Source organism: Tritonibacter sp. AK171 (assembly GCF_030127025.1).
GTDB classification, from domain to species: Bacteria; Pseudomonadota; Alphaproteobacteria; order Rhodobacterales; family Rhodobacteraceae; genus Epibacterium; species Epibacterium mobile.
The window spans coordinates 58,234-75,898 of the sequence record NZ_CP126134.1 but is presented as its reverse complement, the minus strand read 5'-3'; the positions used below and the strand labels follow the sequence as shown (position 1 = coordinate 75,898).

At 60.4% G+C, this 17,665-nt stretch carries 17 protein-coding genes; 8 read left to right on the top strand and 9 right to left on the bottom strand.

Going from position 1 to position 17,665, the window contains the following annotated elements; all coding sequences use genetic code 11:
• Positions 1-38 precede the first annotated feature (38 nt).
• Both QNI81_RS00340 and QNI81_RS00335 read right to left on the bottom strand, forming a co-directional pair.
• Positions 39-1,217: an aminotransferase class I/II-fold pyridoxal phosphate-dependent enzyme gene (locus tag QNI81_RS00340; protein WP_110365157.1), complete on the bottom strand. Its 1,179-nt coding sequence runs from the start codon at positions 1,215-1,217 to the stop codon at positions 39-41.
• Positions 1,218-1,324: 107 nt separating this feature from the next.
• Positions 1,325-2,656 (bottom strand): amidase, encoded by a 1,332-nt coding sequence (locus tag QNI81_RS00335; protein WP_283967018.1) that lies wholly within the window; start codon positions 2,654-2,656, stop codon positions 1,325-1,327.
• Positions 2,657-2,834: 178 nt separating this feature from the next.
• On the opposite strand from QNI81_RS00335, the gene QNI81_RS00330 reads away from it, so the two are divergent.
• Positions 2,835-4,061 carry a UbiH/UbiF/VisC/COQ6 family ubiquinone biosynthesis hydroxylase gene (locus tag QNI81_RS00330; RefSeq protein WP_283967017.1) on the top strand — a complete coding sequence of 409 codons (1,227 nt, stop codon included), beginning with the start codon at positions 2,835-2,837 and terminating at the stop codon, positions 4,059-4,061.
• 19 nt (positions 4,062-4,080) lie between these two features.
• Here QNI81_RS00330 and QNI81_RS00325 read toward each other — a convergent pair whose 3' ends face one another.
• The 4 genes from QNI81_RS00325 to QNI81_RS00310 all read right to left on the bottom strand — a co-directional run bounded on the left by QNI81_RS00325 (position 4,081) and on the right by QNI81_RS00310 (position 6,857).
• Entirely contained in the window at positions 4,081-4,266 is a 186-nt protein-coding gene (locus QNI81_RS00325) for a Trm112 family protein (RefSeq protein ID WP_005617162.1), read from the bottom strand.
• Positions 4,263-4,907, bottom strand: a complete 645-nt coding sequence (locus tag QNI81_RS00320) for an LON peptidase substrate-binding domain-containing protein (RefSeq protein ID WP_283967016.1) — start codon at positions 4,905-4,907, stop codon at positions 4,263-4,265. The genes QNI81_RS00325 and QNI81_RS00320 overlap by 4 nt, the downstream gene beginning before the upstream one ends.
• Before the next feature lie 27 nt (positions 4,908-4,934).
• On the bottom strand, positions 4,935-5,870 hold the full coding sequence (locus QNI81_RS00315; protein WP_065330129.1) for a thioredoxin family protein: 936 nt from the start codon (positions 5,868-5,870) through the stop codon (positions 4,935-4,937).
• A gap of 198 nt (positions 5,871-6,068) precedes the next feature.
• Entirely contained in the window at positions 6,069-6,857 is a 789-nt protein-coding gene (locus tag QNI81_RS00310) for an exodeoxyribonuclease III (protein WP_114961856.1), read from the bottom strand.
• A gap of 314 nt (positions 6,858-7,171) precedes the next feature.
• Between QNI81_RS00310 and QNI81_RS00305 the strand changes: the two genes are divergently transcribed.
• On the top strand, positions 7,172-8,290 hold the full coding sequence (locus QNI81_RS00305; RefSeq protein WP_283967015.1) for a TauD/TfdA family dioxygenase: 1,119 nt from the start codon (positions 7,172-7,174) through the stop codon (positions 8,288-8,290).
• 158 nt (positions 8,291-8,448) lie between these two features.
• Here QNI81_RS00305 and QNI81_RS00300 read toward each other — a convergent pair whose 3' ends face one another.
• The gene (locus tag QNI81_RS00300) at positions 8,449-9,135 is read right to left on the bottom strand and encodes a response regulator transcription factor (RefSeq protein ID WP_005617145.1); all 687 of its coding nucleotides are present in this window, start codon (positions 9,133-9,135) and stop codon (positions 8,449-8,451) included.
• Between the two features lie 170 nt (positions 9,136-9,305).
• On the opposite strand from QNI81_RS00300, the gene ribA reads away from it, so the two are divergent.
• Together ribA and QNI81_RS00290 are read left to right on the top strand one after the other, a co-directional pair.
• The gene (gene ribA / locus QNI81_RS00295; protein ID WP_283967014.1) at positions 9,306-10,394 is read left to right on the top strand and encodes a GTP cyclohydrolase II; all 1,089 of its coding nucleotides are present in this window, start codon (positions 9,306-9,308) and stop codon (positions 10,392-10,394) included.
• On the top strand, positions 10,391-10,891 hold the full coding sequence (locus QNI81_RS00290; RefSeq protein ID WP_110365151.1) for a L,D-transpeptidase family protein: 501 nt from the start codon (positions 10,391-10,393) through the stop codon (positions 10,889-10,891). The genes ribA and QNI81_RS00290 overlap by 4 nt, the downstream gene beginning before the upstream one ends.
• Here QNI81_RS00290 and QNI81_RS00285 read toward each other — a convergent pair.
• Complete coding sequence (locus tag QNI81_RS00285; RefSeq protein ID WP_110365150.1) at positions 10,883-11,539, bottom strand: YggS family pyridoxal phosphate-dependent enzyme; 657 nt, start codon at positions 11,537-11,539, stop codon at positions 10,883-10,885. The genes QNI81_RS00290 and QNI81_RS00285 overlap by 9 nt on opposite strands.
• Before the next feature lie 117 nt (positions 11,540-11,656).
• Positions 11,657-12,634 carry a porin gene (locus tag QNI81_RS00280; RefSeq protein WP_283967013.1) on the bottom strand — a complete coding sequence of 326 codons (978 nt, stop codon included), beginning with the start codon at positions 12,632-12,634 and terminating at the stop codon, positions 11,657-11,659.
• Positions 12,635-12,916: 282 nt separating this feature from the next.
• Here QNI81_RS00280 and QNI81_RS00275 point away from each other — a divergent pair, with 282 nt between their 5' ends.
• From QNI81_RS00275 to holA, 4 genes are all read left to right on the top strand, one after another.
• Positions 12,917-13,405 (top strand): DUF3576 domain-containing protein, encoded by a 489-nt coding sequence (locus tag QNI81_RS00275; RefSeq protein WP_065330136.1) that lies wholly within the window; start codon positions 12,917-12,919, stop codon positions 13,403-13,405.
• Positions 13,406-13,493: 88 nt separating this feature from the next.
• Positions 13,494-16,067: a leucine--tRNA ligase gene (leuS, locus tag QNI81_RS00270; protein WP_283967012.1), complete on the top strand. Its 2,574-nt coding sequence runs from the start codon at positions 13,494-13,496 to the stop codon at positions 16,065-16,067.
• Positions 16,054-16,587 (top strand): LPS assembly lipoprotein LptE, encoded by a 534-nt coding sequence (gene lptE / locus QNI81_RS00265; RefSeq protein WP_168576463.1) that lies wholly within the window; start codon positions 16,054-16,056, stop codon positions 16,585-16,587. Before leuS ends, lptE begins: the two co-directional genes overlap by 14 nt.
• Entirely contained in the window at positions 16,584-17,612 is a 1,029-nt protein-coding gene (gene holA / locus QNI81_RS00260; protein WP_283967011.1) for a DNA polymerase III subunit delta, read from the top strand. The genes lptE and holA overlap by 4 nt, the downstream gene beginning before the upstream one ends.
• Positions 17,613-17,665 lie beyond the last annotated feature (53 nt).

Sequence of the window (17,665 nt, the reverse complement as noted above, 5' to 3'; positions counted from 1 at the left end):
CTGCCCCCGCACTGGCGGAAGCAGGCATTTATATCAGTTCAATAAAGACAATCGCGCAGCGACTGCAGCGCCGTGCGTGTCTGTTCCTCGGGCGCAACAAGCGCCACGCGGATATATCCATGCCCGGGGTTTGCCGCGCCTTCGCCTTGCGCCAGAAACGCACCGGGCAACACCCGCACACCGGTTTCCTGCCAGAGTTTCAGTGTTGCCGCCTCGCCATCCTCAACCGGCAGCCACAAAAAGAACCCTGCCTCGGGCGACATGTAGCCGTTCAGCCCTGCAAACACTTCATCCGCGATGCGGTATTTTTCCTGATAAAGCGCGCGGTTCTCAACCACATGCGCCTCATCGGCCCAGACCTTCGCGGCCGCAGCCTGCAAGGGACCGGGCATCGGCGCACCGGAATAGGCGCGCAGCTTCTTCACCTGCACCAGTGTTTCGGGACCACCGGCCAGCAGGCCAGAGCGCAGCCCCGGCAAGTTCGAGCGTTTGGAGAGCGAGTTGAACAGAACCACCCGCTCCGGGTCTGCACCCATTTCATCTGCGACGGTGAGCGCTCCGACGGGGGCCTCATCGCGATAAATCTCTGAGTAGCACTCATCCGCGAAGATCTTGAAATCGTATTTCTCTGCCAGCGCGATCAATTGCTGCCAGTAGGCGCGCGAGGCCACCGCGCCCTGCGGATTGGCGGGCGAGCAGATATAGGCCACGGCGGTGCGGTTCAGCACATCCTCAGGCAGAGAGGCATAATCCGGCAGGTGGCCGGTCTCTTCGGTTGCGGGGACGAACACCGGCTCCGCCGCCACCGAGATCGCTGCGATCATATAGACCTGATAAAACGGGTTCGGGATCAGAACCACTGGCCGCTGGCCATTCTTTTCCTCGGGGCAGAGCGCCATGGCCGCATTATAAAGCCCCTCGCGGGTGCCGTTGAGGGCCATGAGCCGGGTCGCCGGATCAAGCGTCACGCCATAGCGCTGCGCCGCCCAGTCCGCCATTGCACCGCGCAGCTCGTCGGTGCCCTCGTTTTGCGGGTAGTTGTTGAACGCAGAGGCATTCTCCACGATCACATCGGTGACCCATGCGGGAAATTCGTGTTTTGGTTCGCCAATAGTCAATTGCACCACGTCGCCACCGGGCGCGTGATGGTCAAGAAGCGCACGCAAACGCGGGAACGCGTAGGGCGGCAGATGGGCAAACCGCTCAGGAAACTTCATGTCTGTGCCTCAATACCGGGATCGTAATCGCCCCGTTTGCCCCGTAAGTTACAGGCCAAACGGGCATGCGTCCACCCGCTGATGGCGCGGGTGCAACAGTGTGTCTTTCAGGCCAGTGCAGCCTCAACGCCCGCGCCAATGCGCAGCAACGCCTCCTCGCAATCGGGCTGGCCGATCACCTGCAATCCGCAGCTTGGTGTGCCCGTGGGCAGCGAGAGCGCGCACACGCCCATCAGGTTACCGATGCGGGTGTTCCTGAGCGCCATCAAATTCGAGGTGACGTAGTAGTCATGATCGCTCTGCAGGCGGGCCAGATTCGGTGGCAGGATCGGTGCCGCAGGGGCCAGCACCGCATCAAAGCCTGCAACGGCCTGATCCCAAACCATGCGCACCTGTTCAAGTTTAGCCCATGCCGCCACGTAATCCGCACCAGAGAACTCCGCCCCCGAACGGAACCGGGCAAGGATTTCCGGGAACATCAGGTCTGGCGCGGCTTCAATCACATCTTTCCACAGGCCATAGGCCTCGGTGGTGAAAAGGATCGCCGAAAGCGCCATGGCATCCGGCAGCTCTGGCACCTCAAGTGGGACGATCTCCGCTCCGCCTTCGCGCAGCTTGTCTAGCGCCGCAGCATGTGCGGCGGCAACCTCGGGGGCGAGGTTGTCCTGCGCCACGGTTTGAAGATCCGCAAATCGTTTGCCCTCAACCGTGGCACCACCCAGATCCGGCGCGGTGGCCGATCCCTCAATCAGCGCCAGCATCAGTGCCGCGTCCTCAACCGTACGGGCCAATGGACCGATGGTGTCGAACTTCAGGCACAGGGGAACAACGCCCTCAAGACTGACGCGGCCGGAGGTGGTTTTGAGGCCCACAAGATCATTCCACGCCGACGGGATCCGCACCGACCCGCCAGTATCAGACCCAATCGCACCCGCCGCCAGTCCAAAGGCCACCGAAGACGCCGCGCCTGACGACGACCCACCCGGCACCGCCTCGGGATCATTGACGCAGGGCGGTGTGGCCTTGATCGGATTGAGGCCGAGGCCGGAGAACGCCAGTTCACTCATATGGGTCTTGCCAAGGCACACAGACCCCAGCGCGGTTGCGTTCTCCAGAACCAGCGCATCGTGATCTGGCACCCGCCCCTTCAGAAGGTCAGAGCCAGATTCGGTTTCCACCCCGGCACTGTCGAACAGATCCTTCCAGCTGAGCGGAACACCGTCGAGCGGTGAGCGGCGCAAGCCTGATTTTGCGCGTTCTTGCGCGGCCTTAGCCTCGGACAAAGCACGCTCGCGGGTAACTTTCGTGTAGATTCGCGCAGTCTCAGGGTGGCTGTCGATCGCCGCCAGATAAGTCTCTGTCAGCGCCACCGGGTCGATCTCTCCCGCGGCGATACCGCGGCCCAGTTGCGCGGCGCTCATGGTCAGCCAATCCTGCATCGCGTGTGCCTTCTTGTGATCCCCGTGACGGGGCAGATTTCCATTTGCCGCCACCGTAACGAGAGCGCCGAGGCCGCACAATCCCGTGCAGTCATTCCGTGCTTGATGTGCGGACTGCGGCAGCGTGCCTCTGGACAATGGCATGGACAATTCCACCTTAGGGCGCATATTGCGAGGCATGACTGATATGCGTGATATCCTGATCGTGGGCGGCGGCCTGAACGGCCCCTCGCTCGCCCTTGCGCTGGCGCAGGCCGGACACTCTGTGACGCTGATTGATGCGCTGCCCGCGCCGACCCGCGAGGACGCCGATTTCGATGGCCGTTCCTACGCACTGGCGCTCGCCTCTGCGCGGCTTTTGCAACAGATCGGAGTGTGGTCGCGCATAGAGGCTCACGCGCAGCCGATGAATGAAATCAAAGTCAGCGACGGTATCGCCGGACGCGGCCCCTCACCGCTGTTTTTGCATTTTGAGGAAAGCGATCTGGATGAAGGCCCGATGGGCTATATGGTCGAGGACCGCTACCTGCGCCGCGCCCTGTTGGAGGCGCTGGATGCCGAACCTAAGATCACGCAAATCTCTGGTCAGCGGGTGATCGCGCAGACCGTCAGCACAGATGCGGTCACCGTGACACTTGAGGATGGCTCCCAGCTTTCTGGCGCGCTTTTGGTGGGCGCGGACGGTCGCCAAAGCGGTACCGCAGAACGCGCAGGTATCAAGCGCACGGGCTGGGACTATGGCCAGACCGCGCTGGTCTGCGCCATTTCGCACGCCCAGCCGCACGACGGCATCGCGCATCAGTTCTTCATGCCGCCGGGACCACTGGCGATCCTGCCCCTGCCCGGCAATCGCAGTTCCATCGTCTGGAGCGAAACCCACGCAGAGGCTGCGCGCATTCAAGCACTCTCGGATGAGGACTACCTCACCGTGCTGCGCCCGCGATTTGGGTCATTTCTCGGAGAGATCGGGCTAGAGGGAAAACGCTTCAGCTATCCGCTGAAACTGAGCCTCGCCAATGCCTTCTACGGCGAACGTCTGGCCTTGGTCGGCGATGCGGCACATGGGTTGCATCCGATCGCGGGTCAGGGGCTCAACGCCGGCCTGCGCGATATTGCAAGCCTTGCCGAAGTGCTGACGGATGCCGCGCGGCGCGGTGAGGACATCGCAAGCCCGCTTGTGCTGGCGCGCTATCAGCAGTGGCGGCGGTTTGACACGACGTCCCTGGCACTTGCGACAGATGTGTTCAACAAGCTGTTTTCTAACGACAATCCGATCCTTCGCGCCACCCGAGACCTCGGCCTTGGGCTGACCAACGCGCTCCCCGGACTGCGCCGGGGTTTTGTGCGCGAAGCCGCAGGGCTCTCGGGGGATCTGCCGCGTCTGTTGCGCGGGCGCCCGCTCTGACCGCGCGCCCGGTGCAAGGTTACTCCAGCGGGCGCGCCTCATCCGTCAGCATCACGGGGATCCCGTTGCGGATCGGAAAAGCAAGGTTTGCAGGCCGCGAAATCAGTTCCTGCGCCTCGGCATCATATTCCAGCACCGTCTGAGTAACCGGGCACACAAGCGCCTCCAGCATGTGCCGGTCAAAAGCAGGTGTTGTGTCATTCATTGCAGTTTTTCCTCAAGCGAGCCGCCGCGTAGGGCAAACTCCATCAATGTGACCAGCGTTTCACGCCGGGTAGTGAGGCTTGGCGCTTCTAGCAGGGCCTGCTTGTCCTCGGGTTCGAAATCCAGAAGCATGGACAGCGAATTTACCAAAAGCTCATCGCCCGCCTCATCCAGCACGCCCCAATCCGTCGACATCCCGCGTGCATCCAGATAGCGCCCCAAGAGCCCCATCAAGGCCGCGCGATCAAACCCTTCGTCGCGCTCCGTCTGGCCAAGGTCCACGTCAAACCCGTTCCAATCGACAGAACATCGCCGATAGGGGGTGAACCCCTCCACCTCTGCCTTCACACGAAACCGCGAAAGGCCACAAAGCGTGATGAAGTACCGCCCGTCCTCGGTCTCGGAAAACTGGGTCACGCGCCCGGCACAGCCAATAGCGTGCAAGCCCGAGCTGTCCGCATTACGGGCACCACAGGGCTGGATCATCCCGATGACCCGATGCCGTGTTTTGAGCGCATCCTCAAGCATCTGCAAATAGCGCGGCTCGAAGATATGCAGAGGTAGCTTTGCCCGAGGCAGCAAGAGTGCTCCGGGCAAAGGGAAGACAGGGATTGTATCCGGCAGGTCTGCGGCTTTTATCATGACTGTGAACCTAGCGCCGCGATCGCGTCAGGCAAATATCATAGAGCTCAGTTTGCGGCGGCCATTCAGCACCACCGGATCATTGGGCTTCAGGGCCTCAAAAATGGTGAAGAGCTGGGCCTTGGCCGCGCCCTCATTCCACTCGCGATCACGCCGGAACAGCTCCAGCAGTTCATTCACTGCGGCCTCAGCCTCACCTGCGGCGTGCAGTGCCTGTGCCAGATCGAACCGAGCCTGATGGTCATCTGGGTTGGCGTCAACCGCCGCACGCAGTTCCGCCACGGGACCTGCGTTTTCCGCCTGCCGCGCAAGCTCAATCTGGGCATGCGCGGCTTCAATTTCGGCTGCGGTGGAAATCTCGGCAGGTGCGCCATTCAGCACCGCTTCGGCCTGATCCAGCTCGCCCAGGGCCACGTGGCACCGCGCCAGACCACCGTAGGCCGCCGCGTTCTTGTCGTCTTCGCCAAGGATCGCGGCAAAGACCTGCGCTGCGTCCTGAGCCGCGCCTTCTTCCAGCATCTGCTCAGCGGTCTCAATGGCCTCGCCGAGGCCACCATCGGCAGTGCTGCCTGCGGCCTCTGCAAGCTTTTGCAGGAAGGCGTCGATTTCAGATTGCGGCAGCGCACCTTGGAACATGTCCACGGGACGGCCCTGATAGAACCCGACCACCGTCGGTATTGACTGAAGCGGCAGCCCCTGCTGCGCGAGTGCGGCAGCCAAACGCTGATTTTCATCAACGTTGATCTTGGCCATTTTGACCGCGCCCTTGGCCTTGGTCACCGCTGCCTCCAGCATCGGGCCCAGCGTCTTGCAGGGGCCACACCACGGTGCCCAGAAATCCACGATGACCGGAACTTCCATGGAGGCATCGACCACCTCAGCCATGAAGGTCTCTTCGGTCACATCCTTGATGAGATCGCCCGCAGGGGCCGCACCGGCTCCACCGCCCAGAATGTCCATCATTGCTCTGCACTCCTTTTCGAGTCTTGCTTGCGCCCTATATGCGATTTCAGCGCCGGAAAACCAAGGGATGAGTTTGGCGTCAAGATCGCGTCTTGCGCACGCCGCACCGGCAGGTGCGGCGCCCGGCCCAACAAAAATGCGCGCCCCTTGGGGCGCGCGTCTTTTGGCGGGAGCCTCCCCGCCCCTTGATCCCGGATCTCAGAGATCAAACGTCGCAAAAACCGGCGCATGATCGCTTGGCTTTTCCCACCCGCGCGCGTTGCGCAGGATGCGGCTGGAGTGCGTGGCGTTGGTGATGTCGGGCGTGGTCCAGACATGGTCCAGCCTGCGCCCCTTGTCGGCGGCGTCCCAGTCCTTGGCCCGATAGCTCCACCAGCTATAAAGCTGCCCTTCGGGGATATCCTTGCGCGTGACATCGGCCCAGCCGCCCGCCTCCATCACCTGCGCCAGATGTTCCACTTCGATCGGCGTGTGGCTCACCACTTTCAACAGTTTCTTGTGGTCCCAGACATCATCCTCGCGCGGCGCGATATTGAGATCCCCGACCAGCACTGACTTCTCTGGACGGTCCGCATGGAACCAGTCCCGCATCTCGGTCAGATAGTCGAGCTTCTGGCCGAATTTCACGTTCTTTTCGCGATCCGGCTCATCACCGCCAGCGGGCACGTAGAAATTGTGGATGGTCACACCGTTTTCCAGCCGCCCCGCCACATGGCGGGCATGGCCGAGGCTGGCAAAATCCTTGTCACCCACATCCTCAATCGGCAGCCGTGACAGGATCGCCACGCCATTATAGCCCTTTTGCCCGCGTGCAATCATGTGCTGATAGCCCAACTCGCGGAATGCTTCCATCGGGATCTTCTCGACCGGGCTTTTGCACTCTTGCAGGCAGAGCACATCCGGCCCTTCTTCTTGCAGCAGCTTGATGACAATCGGTTCGCGCAGGCGCACGGAGTTGATGTTCCATGTGGCAAGGGTAAAGGACATGCGGGCTCTCTATCTCTGGCAAGTGTTTGTGGGGATATTGCCTGTGCTCTGCGCGAGATACCAGTGGGGTGGATGCGGTTTCCTGTGCAATCACCACGCCGTGAATTTGCTTGCAAAGGGCGGTACCACATACTTTACATTGGCAATAGCAACCCACGAACGGACTGGCCGAACCCATGGTACCGGTATTGGGGCAACGCCCCGGGCACCCTTACAAAAAGGCCTATGACTGGTGGCCGCCACCGGCACCTGATGCTGCGCCCTGACGGGGCGAATTCACCACATTTAGCATCCCAAACGCCAGGAGGATTCTCATGGCACAGGCCGTTTTGCAGCCCGAGGACGCATGCGTTCTCGTCTCTTTCACCGATGGCACATCCGCCCGCTACCCCTATATCTGGTTGCGCGACAATGATCCCGCCGGGTTTCACCCCGACACACAGGAGCGGGTCACCGATCTCTCCGCGATCCCACCCAACCTGACCGCAGCATCCGTTGCGATCTTGGATTCGCATCTCGTGGTTCACTGGCAGGGTGCAGCCCAGAGCAGCAGTCGCTTTGATTTGGCTTGGTTGCGCGCGTGTGTGCCGGGCACACGCGTATTCGATCCGGCCCACACAGGGTTTCAATCCTGGCGCAGTGATCTGGGCGCAGACGGCATACCCCGCGTCGCGGCGCAGGAGGTGCTGACCTCGGATCGCATGTTGCGAAACTGGCTGGAGCAGACCCAGATCATCGGCGTCTCGATCGTCGAAGGGCTTGCGGACACAACCGAGGCCGGCATGGAGGTCGCGCGCCGCATCGGCTTTCTGCGGCAGACAAATTTTGGCGTCACGTTTGAGGTGAAATCCAAACCCAATCCCAACAACCTCGCCTACACGCCGATCGCCCTGCCCCTGCACACGGACCTGACCAATCAAGAACTGCCGCCGGGGTTTCAATTCCTGCACTGCCTCGCCAATGAGGCTGTCGGAGGTGGCTCGCTGTTTTGTGACGGCTACGCCATCGCCGAGGACCTGCGCGACCAAGATCCCGAGAGTTTTGAGCTGCTCTCCACCGTCTCAGTCCCGTTTCGCTTCCACGACCATGAGACCGACATTCGCAACCGCAAGAAGGTCATCAACCTCGACGAAGAGGGCCGCGTGATCGAGATCTGCTTTAACGCCCATCTGGCGGATATCTTCGACCTCGAACCCGCCTTGATGCAGCGCTACTATCGAGCCTACCGGCAGTTTATGATTATGACGCGATCGCCTGAATACCTCGTGACACTCAAACTCAAGGGCGGCGAGATGGTTGTTTTTGACAATCGCCGCATCCTGCACGGGCGTGACGCCTTTGATCCGCAAACAGGCTATCGCCACCTACACGGATGCTACGTGGATCGTGGTGAGTTCGAGAGCCGCCTGCGCGTTTTGCACCGCACAGCCTGACACGCACGAATTGACATGGCATAAAAAAAGGCCGGGCACGAAGCCCGGCCAGTCCAACAGGGAGGATGCATATCATGACCCGGATATGCGCGGGATCTCACGTGTGGTTCGACCGTATAACGTGTGTGGTCGAAACTTGTTCCACACCTGATTGTCGCTTAGGCCACCAACCGGTAACCGCCTGATTCCGTCACAAGAAGTCTCGCATTCGACGGGTCGGGCTCAATCTTCTGGCGTAGACGGTATATATGGGTCTCTAGGGTATGCGTTGTAACCCCTGCGTTGTAACCCCAGACCTCATGCAACAAAACGTCGCGGGGCACCACGCCGTCGTTGGAGCGGTAGAGGAACTTCAGGATGTTGGTTTCCTTCTCCGTCAGACGAATTTTACGCTCGTCTTCGGTGATCAGGATCTTCATCGCAGGTTTGAACGTATAGGGCCCCAACACAAAAACCGCGTCTTCGGACTGTTCATGCTGGCGCAACTGGGCGCGGATACGTGCCAAGAGAACCGGGAACTTGAACGGTTTCGTGACATAGTCGTTAGCACCCGCATCGAGACCCAAAATCGTGTCCGCATCACTGTCGTGGCCAGTGAGCATCAGGATCGGAGACTTCACGCCTTGTTTGCGCATCAAGCGGCACAATTCGCGCCCATCAGTGTCCGGAAGGCCCACGTCAAGAATGATCAGATCGTAGATCGCTTCCTTGGCGCGTTCCATCGCGCCCTGCCCGTCTCCAGCCTCGAAGACATCGAAATCTTCGGTCATAACAAGCTGTTCGCTCAGCGCCTCGCGCAGATCCTCGTCATCATCAACGAGCAGGATTTTCTTCAACTGGGCCATCGGGTCTCTCCTGGTGTCTTGTTTTCACAGATGTGCGCAAGCTCACGAAAGAACAAGCTTTGCGGTGATCGCTTCACGTCGACGTGTCCTCTGGGGCGGAAATATTTCACTTTTGCAGCAATTGAGCATAGGAGTAGGCTCCTGATGTTACAGCCGGGAACGAAGACCTGATGAGCCTATTGCCGACAATGCTGGAGCGGATTGCCCGTGCCAGAGTGGATCTGAGGATGGGATTACCGGTGATCCTGACCACAGGTGACACCGCTATTCTTGCAATCGCGGTTGAAAGCCTGAGTGCTGCCCGCCTCGCGGATCTGCGCGATTTGGGTCCGGTATCGCTCGCATTGACCGCGCGGCGTGCCGCCACGTTAAAGGCTCGCGTCTATGACGAGGACATCGCGCGGATCACCGTTCCGACCGATGTGGAGCTTGGCTGGATTGAGGCCATTGCTGACCCGGCAGATGACCTGCAGACGCCGATGAAGGGACCACTGACGAGCGCGCGCAGCGGTGATGCGACGCTCCCCCGCCTTACCATCGCATTGGTGAAATCCGCGCGCCTTCTGCCTGCGACCGTCTATGTCGCTCTAGAAAATGCAGGAGACTTTGCCCTCAAACACGATTTGACTCTCCTGCCCCAATCCGCTGCTGAGCCGCTCCTTAATAAAAGCTCGCCGCTGCATCCGGTTGCAGCGGCGCGCCTGCCGATGGAGGCGTCGCAGGCCGGGCGCTTGCACATCTTCCGTCCCGAGGATGGCGGTGAAGAACATTACGCAATCGAGATCGGGCGTCCGGACCGAAACACGCCGGTTCTGGCTCGGCTTCATTCTGCCTGCTTTACCGGTGACGTGCTCGGTTCACTCAAATGCGACTGCGGGCCGCAACTGCGCGGTGCTCTGGGGCAAATGGGAACGGAGGGCGCAGGCGTGCTGTTGTATCTCAACCAAGAGGGACGCGGCATTGGCCTCGCCAATAAGATGCGCGCTTATTCCCTGCAGGATCAGGGCTTTGACACCGTTGAGGCCAATCACCGGCTTGGATTTGAGGATGACGAACGCGATTTCCGACTCGGAGCTTCGATCCTGCGCGAACTGGGATTTTCATCTGTCCGGCTGATGACAAACAACCCCGGAAAGATTGCAATGATGGAAAAAACCGGCATCACGGTGGTGGAACGGGTTCCGCTGAAAGTTGGTGAAAACGAGTTCAACCGCCATTACCTCGCGACCAAAGCCAGCAAATCGGGCCACATGTTATGACCCCCTCGGATCTGGTTTTAACCCCAAACGGACTGCGTTTCATGGGGCGGAGATTTCCCTGCACTATCGGCAAAGGAGGCATTGCGCCAAACAAACGCGAAGGCGACGGGGCCACACCTGTGGGCACTCACCGCATTGTCGGGATGCTATATCGCCCAGACCGTATCCCAGCGCCGCAGGATTGGGCCACACCGATTCTCCCCGGTGATCTGTGGTCGGATGATGGCGAAGCGCAGGACTATAATCACATGGTTCGCGCGCCTTACGCTTTCAGTCATGAGACCTTGCGCCGCGCCGATCCGCTCTATGATTTGGTGTTGCTTACGGATTGGAACTGGCCCAACTCCGTCAAAGGGCGCGGCTCGGCGATTTTCCTGCATCAATGGCGCAGGCCCGGCTATCCAACAGAAGGCTGCATCGCCTTTTCACGCCAAAACTTGCGCTGGATTGCCGAGCGCCTGCAACCGGGCGCTCGGGTCATCGTGCAGTCACGCTGAATAGGCGCGTTCCCCAAAGATTGCCGAGCCGACCCGCACATGGGTGGCACCAAGCGCAATGGCGCTCTCAAAATCTCCGCTCATCCCCATGGAGAGCCCGCTCAACCCATTGCGCTCGGCGATTTTGGCGAGCAGTGCAAAATGCAGGCTTGGTTCTTCATCCACCGGCGGGATGCACATCAGCCCCTTGATCGGCAGGTCAAGCGCGCGGCATTCCTGAATGAAGCCATCAGAGTCCTTGGGCAGGATACCCGCTTTCTGCTCTTCTTCACCGGTATTGACCTGAATAAACAGCTCCGGGCAGAGCCCGAGCTCCTGAGCGAGGCGCGCAAGCGTTGTAGCCAGTTTCGGGCGATCTACGGAATGGATCGCGTTGACCAATTCCATCGCCTGGCGTGCTTTGTTGGTTTGCAGGGGGCCAATAAGGTGTAGGTCCACATCTGAGAATTTTTCACGAAATTCGGGCCATTTTCCCGCCGCTTCCTGTACGCGGTTCTCGCCAAAAACCCTGTGCCCTTCCTCAAGGACAGCTTCAACCCGCTCGTTTGGCTGTACTTTGGACACGGCGATCAGTTCTACTGATCCGGGCGCGCGACCCGCAGCGGTTTCAGCGGCGGCAATGCGGGATTTGATCTCACTCAGCGACATCTCGGCCTCGTTTAGCTAGGGGGTGCTGTTTGGCCGGACAAAACACTGTTTACGCACAAAAGAAAAGGGCGAGCTCCGAAGAGCCCGCCCCAAGAACCGAATGGTTCCGTTCTCCAATTAGAAGGAGAAGGACACACCGAGGTCTGCCAGAGTGTTGCCGGAGGAGTCGGAACCAACACCACCTGCGAGGGTCACACCACCGCCGAGGCCGTGGCGGAAGCCGAGACCGTATGCGGTGTCTGCGCCGGTCACACCACCGTCAGCAACCAGTGCGCGGATGGAGGTCGCGGAGGACACTTCGTAGTTGATGGATGCGGACACGGACACGTCGTCCTGGTTGTCGCCGTCGCCAACCATTACGGTGTAGCCAACTGCGCCTGCGGTACCGTTCAGGCCCAGAACCCAGTAGTCGCCTGCGGAGTCGGTGTCAGAGTAAACTGCGCCGATCGCCATGCCGTTTGCCAGGGTGTAACCCAGACCCAGCTGCCACTCTTCGTCCGCTGCAACTGCATCGTCGTTGTACACGACTGTGGAAGCGCCACCGGTTGCCGCGCTCCAGAGAGTGGTCGCGGAGCGAGCTTGCTCACGGGTCTCTTTGTAGGAGAGCGATGCGGAGAAGTCACCAACAGTGTAGCGCACTTTGATGGTGGTTGCGTCAGCGGAACCTGCGCCGAAACCGGTTGCCGGACCGTTGAAGTTGGAGTTCGCTTCCAGGAAGGAAGTGAAGCCGATGCCGTAACCGTAGTAGTCAACCTGGTCACCGGAGTCCAGAACGTTGGACACGTGACCAACGTCAACACGCAGACCGCCATAGGACACTGCGAAACCAGCTGCGCCCGGGCCACGACCGGAGATGGAGTTCTCGTGGTCATCTTCGTTGGCTTCGAGACGGAAGCGCGCTTCCAGTTTCACGCCAGCGTCGGTTTCCGCGATGCCGGTGATGTTAACGCGCATACGCTGTTCGATGCGGGTCTCGTTGGTTTCGGCTTCGTTGTATGCCAGACCAAAGCGAGCGGAGCCGCCGATGGTGATTTCTGCTGCTGCGACGCCTGCGGTCGCGACCAGTGCGGTCGAAGCGAAGAGAATCTTTTTCATGGTTTTCCCTCGGGTTTGAATTTCCAAAGAAGCAATCGGCTGACGCCACTTCGCTCCTCAAGTACGCACATCCTCTCGCTCGTTTTGGGGTCATGAAGCAAGCATGTGCTGAAAGCTGAAAACCATTCATCAACCAAATGATGCATCGAGGCCACAGTCCGTTTCGGCGCAAGCCCAGCGAAAACACAGCAGAAACGAGTCTTTAAAAGAATAGGCTTGTTGGCGCATGCCCGCTTGTCTAGGAGTAGTTCAACTGCAAATTCAGGAGCGGGCCCGGTCAATATGCGTGGTATCAAGACCTTTTTCCTTCTTTCAACGCTGGCTGTCACAGCCTCTTGCGGTGCATTCCGTTCGCTCGACACCAGCACAGAAGTCGATAAGTCCGATACGATCGTCCTCGCGGGCGAAGGGCGTGAAGCGCACGACGACAAAACCACAATCTGGGAAGCCTTCGGTCCGCGCAAAAGCGAACAGCGCGTTCAGGTGAATCGCTACCTTTGGGCCGCAAGCCTTGATGTGCTTGATTTCCTGCCGGTTCAGTCCGTTGACCCCTTCACTGGCGTTATCATCACAGGTTACGGCACACCGCCCGGTGGCGGCCGCGCCTATCGCGCCACGATTCACATCAAAGACCCCGCACTTGAGGCGCGCGCCCTCAATGTCGCGCTGCAAAGCCGCGGCGGTGCTGTCAGCTCTGCAACCGCGCGCGCCGTCGAGGATGCGATTCTCTCTCGTGCACGTCAGCTACGCATGGCCGACAAGAAGATCTGACGCCTCTGCACTGGAACCCAACACGAATACCACGTATCAGAAGCGCCGGGTCTAAAGCCCGGCGTTTTTAGTCTAAAGGACCGCTCACATGTCGCGTTACGAAGCCTCGGACATCGAAGCCAAATGGCAAAAAGCCTGGGAAGAGGCCGCCATTTTCCAAGCGAACGAAGATCACAGCAAACCCAAATACTATGTGCTGGAGATGTTCCCGTACCCGTCGGGCAAGCTGCACATGGGCCATGTGCGCAACTACACGATGGGCGACGTGATCGCGCGCTACAAGCTGTCCACTGGCCATAACGTGCTGCACCCGATGGGGTTTGACGCTTTCGGCATGCCTGCGGAGAACGCCGCGATGGCCTCGGGCGGGCACCCCAAGGACTGGACCTATTCCAACATCGACACGATGGTTGAGCAGATGAAGCCGCTGGGGCTCTCGCTCGACTGGACGCGCATGTTTGCCACCTGCGACCCGGAATATTATGGCCAGCAGCAGGCCTTGTTCCTTGATTTCCTTGAAAAAGGTCTGGTCTACCGCAAGAACGCCGTGGTCAACTGGGACCCCGTTGACATGACCGTTCTGGCCAATGAGCAGGTCGAGGCTGGGCGTGGCTGGCGCTCCGGCGCGTTGGTGGAACGGCGTGAACTGACGCAGTGGTTCTTTAAAATCTCTGACTACTCGGATGAGCTGCTGGACGCACTCGACGGGTTGGAGAACTGGCCCGCCAAGGTCCGCCTGATGCAGGAAAACTGGATTGGCAAATCGCGTGGCCTTCAGTTCAGCTTTGAGCGCACCGATGGCGGTGAGGCGATCGAGGTCTATACGACTCGCCCCGACACGCTGATGGGCGCGAGCTTTGTTGGCATCTCGCCGGATCACCCGATTGCCAAGCAGCTTGAGACCGAATCGCAAGAGGTTGCAGACTTTGTTGCGGAATGCCGCAAGGGCGGCACCACCGAAGAAGCGATCGAAACCGCCGAAAAGCTGGGCTACGACACCGGATTGCGGGTCAAGCACCCGCTGGACCCGAACTGGGAGCTGCCGGTCTGGATCGCCAACTTCATCCTGATGGACTACGGCACCGGCGCGATCTTTGCCTGCCCGGCGCATGACCAGCGCGACTTTGAATTCGCCACCAAATACAACCTGCCGATCATTCCGGTGATGGAACCGGTCTCAGGTGCCGACGCTCTGACCGAGGCCTATGTGCCCACCAAAGCCGAAAAAGTCCGCTATGTGCGCGGCTTTGCCGGTGCGGAGGAACAAACTGGCGAAGAGGGTGTGAACACCGCCGTCGACAAGGCCGAGGCCGAAGGCTGGGGCGAAGGCGTCACCAAATTCCGCCTGCGCGACTGGGGCCTGTCCCGTCAGCGCTACTGGGGCTGCCCGATTCCTGTCGTCCACTGCCCCGACTGCGGCGTGGTGCCGGAAAAGAAAGAGAACCTGCCCATCGCGCTGCCGTATGATGAGGACGGCAAGGCGATTGATTTCTCGGTGCCCGGCAACCCGCTGGACCGTCACCCAAGCTGGCGCAACTGTGCCTGCCCTAACTGTGGCAAGCCCGCCCAGCGCGAAACCGACACGATGGACACCTTCGTGGACTCCAGCTGGTATTTCGCCCGCTTCACCGCACCGCGCGCAGAAACACCGACCGATCTGGAGGCGGCCAGCTACTGGATGAACGTCGATCAATACATCGGCGGCATCGAGCATGCGATTCTCCACCTGCTCTATTCGCGGTTCTTTGCCCGCGCGATGCACATCTGCGGCCACCTGCCCGAGAGTGCAAAAGAGCCGTTTGATGCGCTCTTTACGCAAGGCATGGTGACTCACGCGATCTACGAGAATGCCGAGCGCAAGGACGACAACGGCCGCGCGATCTATCATTACCCAAGCGAGGTCGAGGAACGCGACGGCGGTGTCTTCGTCAAGGAGACGGGCGAGCGGATCAAGGTGATCCCCTCGGCCAAGATGTCCAAGTCCAAGAACAACGTCGTCGACCCGCTGGCGATCATCTCAACCTACGGCGCCGATACCGCCCGTTGGTTTGTTCTGTCCGATTCGCCGCCCGAGCGGGATGTGGAATGGACAGCATCTGGCGCCGAAGCCGCCTACAAGCACCTGAACCGGGTCTGGAACCTTTGTGATCGCATTGGCGAGATGGACCCGGATGCCAAGGGCGAAGGCGATGAGGATCTCCTGCGCGAGATGCACAAGGCGATCCGCGATGTGACGCTGGGGGTCGAGAGTTTTGGCTTCAACGCCGCCATTGCCAAGCTTTATGGCTTCACCAACACCCTGTCGAAATCCAAGGCCAGCGCCGCGGTACAAAAACAAGCCATCAAGACCCTGGCGCAGCTGATGTCGCCGATGACCCCGCACTTGTCCGAGGATATCTGGGAGCATCAGGGTGGCGAAGGTCTGATTGCCGATTCCCCCTGGCCGGTTGCGGATGAATCAATGCTGGTCGAGGACAGCGTCACCCTGCCCATTCAGGTCAATGGCAAACGACGCGGTGAACTGACCGTTGCCAAGGATCTCGACAAGGCAGAGGTTGAAAAACTGGCGCTGGCGCACGAAGCTGTGCAGCGGGTGTTGGAAGGTGCCGCACCCAAGAAGGTGATCGTTGTACCGGGGCGGATCGTCAATGTCGTTGCCTGACCGACGCAAATTCCTGAAATTCACGCTGGCGCTGCCACTTGGCGCCAGCCTTTCGGCCTGCGGGTTTGAGCCGGTCTATGGCCCCAATGGCGCAGGCACCGCGCTGCGCGGCCAGATCGCGTTTCAAGCCCCAGAGACCATTGGCGCACCGCGTGATACCGACGCCTATTACTTTGTGCGCAGGCTAGAAACCCGGCTGGGTCGTGCGGGGGCTCCGGCCTATCGTATGGATCTGACCCTTGATACCGAAGAAGTCGGCCAAGCGATCACCGCAGAGGGCAGCATCACCCGCTATTCTCTGACAGGAACCGCAGGCTACAGCCTCGTGCGCCTGTCGGACGGGCAAATCGTGGCCAGCGGTGAGGTCGAGAATTTCTCGGGCTATTCCGCCAGCGGCACCACGGTGCAAACTCTCGCCTCTGAGACAGACGCACACGAGCGCCTGATGGTGATTCTCGCCGATCAGATCGTGACCCGGCTTTATGCGGTGCCCGGATTGGGCACGACGACCGGCGCATGAAACTCAGCCCGCGCGAGGCCGAGGGCTATTTCGCCCGCCCCGACCCCGGCAAGACCGGGCTGTTGATCTACGGCGCGGACGCGATGCGTGTTTCGCTCAAACGTCAGCAAATGCTGGCCGCACTCCTTGGTCCCGGTGCCGAGGAGGAAATGCGCCTGACCCGCATGCCCGCAAGTGATCTGCGCAAAGACCCGGCCCAGTTGCTGGACGCGGTCAAAGCGGTGGGCTTCTTTCCCGGCATCCGCGCGGTGTTTGTCGAGGATGCCAATGACACCGCAACCCCGGCGATCGCCACTGCGCTGCAGGAATGGCAGCCGGGTGACGCGCAGATCGTGGTCACGGCCGGGCAGCTCAAGGCGTCGTCCAAGCTGCGCAAAGCCTTTGAAACCCATACCAACGCCTATGCCACGGGTATCTATGACGACCCGCCCTCGCGCGCCGAAATCGAGCGCATCTTGGGCGAAGCAGGCATGCGCGATGTGCCCGGCGACAGCATGTCGGCCCTGACGGACATCGCCAATGAGATCGGCCCCGGCGATTTCTCCCGCACGATCGAAAAGCTGAGCCTCTATAAACATGGCGATAGCACACCGCTGACGTTGGAGGACATCGGCGCGGTCGCACCGCAATCCACCGAGGCCGCATTGGATGATCTGCTGAATGTAGTGGCCGAAGGGCGCAGCACCGATATTGGCCCCGTGTTACGCCGACTTCAGGCACAAGGCACCAATGCGGTAACACTCTGCATCGGGGCGACCCGGCATTTTCGCACGCTTTACACCATCGCCGCCCACCCAGGCGGTCCCGCGCAGGGCATCGGCGGCTTACGCCCGCCTCTATATGGCAAACGGCGCGACCGCATGCTTCGACAGGCGCAGGGCTGGGGCGCGCAAAAGCTGCAAAACGCGCTGACGATTCTGACCGACACCGACCTGCAACTGCGCTCCGCCGGGCAAAGTGCACCAGCGCAGGCACTGACCGAGCGTGCAATGATCCGGTTGGCCATGTTGGCTCGGTCACGCTGAACTGCGCGGCGTCAGGACGTGACGCAGCGCTTGACCTTTCTCGCACTCGCAGC

Bases quoted from the DNA above. Each gene is read 5' to 3' on its own strand.
- QNI81_RS00340 (WP_110365157.1), bottom strand. From the start codon at position 1,217: ATGAAGTTTCCTGAGCGGTTTGCCCATCTGCCGCCCTACGCGTTCCCG.
- QNI81_RS00335 (WP_283967018.1), bottom strand. From the start codon at position 2,656: ATGCAGGATTGGCTGACCATGAGCGCCGCGCAACTGGGCCGCGGTATC.
- QNI81_RS00330 (WP_283967017.1), top strand. From the start codon at position 2,835: ATGACTGATATGCGTGATATCCTGATCGTGGGCGGCGGCCTGAACGGC.
- QNI81_RS00325 (WP_005617162.1), bottom strand. From the start codon at position 4,266: ATGAATGACACAACACCTGCTTTTGACCGGCACATGCTGGAGGCGCTT.
- QNI81_RS00320 (WP_283967016.1), bottom strand. From the start codon at position 4,907: ATGATAAAAGCCGCAGACCTGCCGGATACAATCCCTGTCTTCCCTTTG.
- QNI81_RS00315 (WP_065330129.1), bottom strand. From the start codon at position 5,870: ATGATGGACATTCTGGGCGGTGGAGCCGGTGCGGCCCCTGCGGGCGAT.
- QNI81_RS00310 (WP_114961856.1), bottom strand. From the start codon at position 6,857: ATGTCCTTTACCCTTGCCACATGGAACATCAACTCCGTGCGCCTGCGC.
- QNI81_RS00305 (WP_283967015.1), top strand. From the start codon at position 7,172: ATGGCACAGGCCGTTTTGCAGCCCGAGGACGCATGCGTTCTCGTCTCT.
- QNI81_RS00300 (WP_005617145.1), bottom strand. From the start codon at position 9,135: ATGGCCCAGTTGAAGAAAATCCTGCTCGTTGATGATGACGAGGATCTG.
- ribA (WP_283967014.1), top strand. From the start codon at position 9,306: ATGAGCCTATTGCCGACAATGCTGGAGCGGATTGCCCGTGCCAGAGTG.
- QNI81_RS00290 (WP_110365151.1), top strand. From the start codon at position 10,391: ATGACCCCCTCGGATCTGGTTTTAACCCCAAACGGACTGCGTTTCATG.
- QNI81_RS00285 (WP_110365150.1), bottom strand. From the start codon at position 11,539: ATGTCGCTGAGTGAGATCAAATCCCGCATTGCCGCCGCTGAAACCGCT.
- QNI81_RS00280 (WP_283967013.1), bottom strand. From the start codon at position 12,634: ATGAAAAAGATTCTCTTCGCTTCGACCGCACTGGTCGCGACCGCAGGC.
- QNI81_RS00275 (WP_065330136.1), top strand. From the start codon at position 12,917: ATGCGTGGTATCAAGACCTTTTTCCTTCTTTCAACGCTGGCTGTCACA.
- leuS (WP_283967012.1), top strand. From the start codon at position 13,494: ATGTCGCGTTACGAAGCCTCGGACATCGAAGCCAAATGGCAAAAAGCC.
- lptE (WP_168576463.1), top strand. From the start codon at position 16,054: ATGTCGTTGCCTGACCGACGCAAATTCCTGAAATTCACGCTGGCGCTG.
- holA (WP_283967011.1), top strand. From the start codon at position 16,584: ATGAAACTCAGCCCGCGCGAGGCCGAGGGCTATTTCGCCCGCCCCGAC.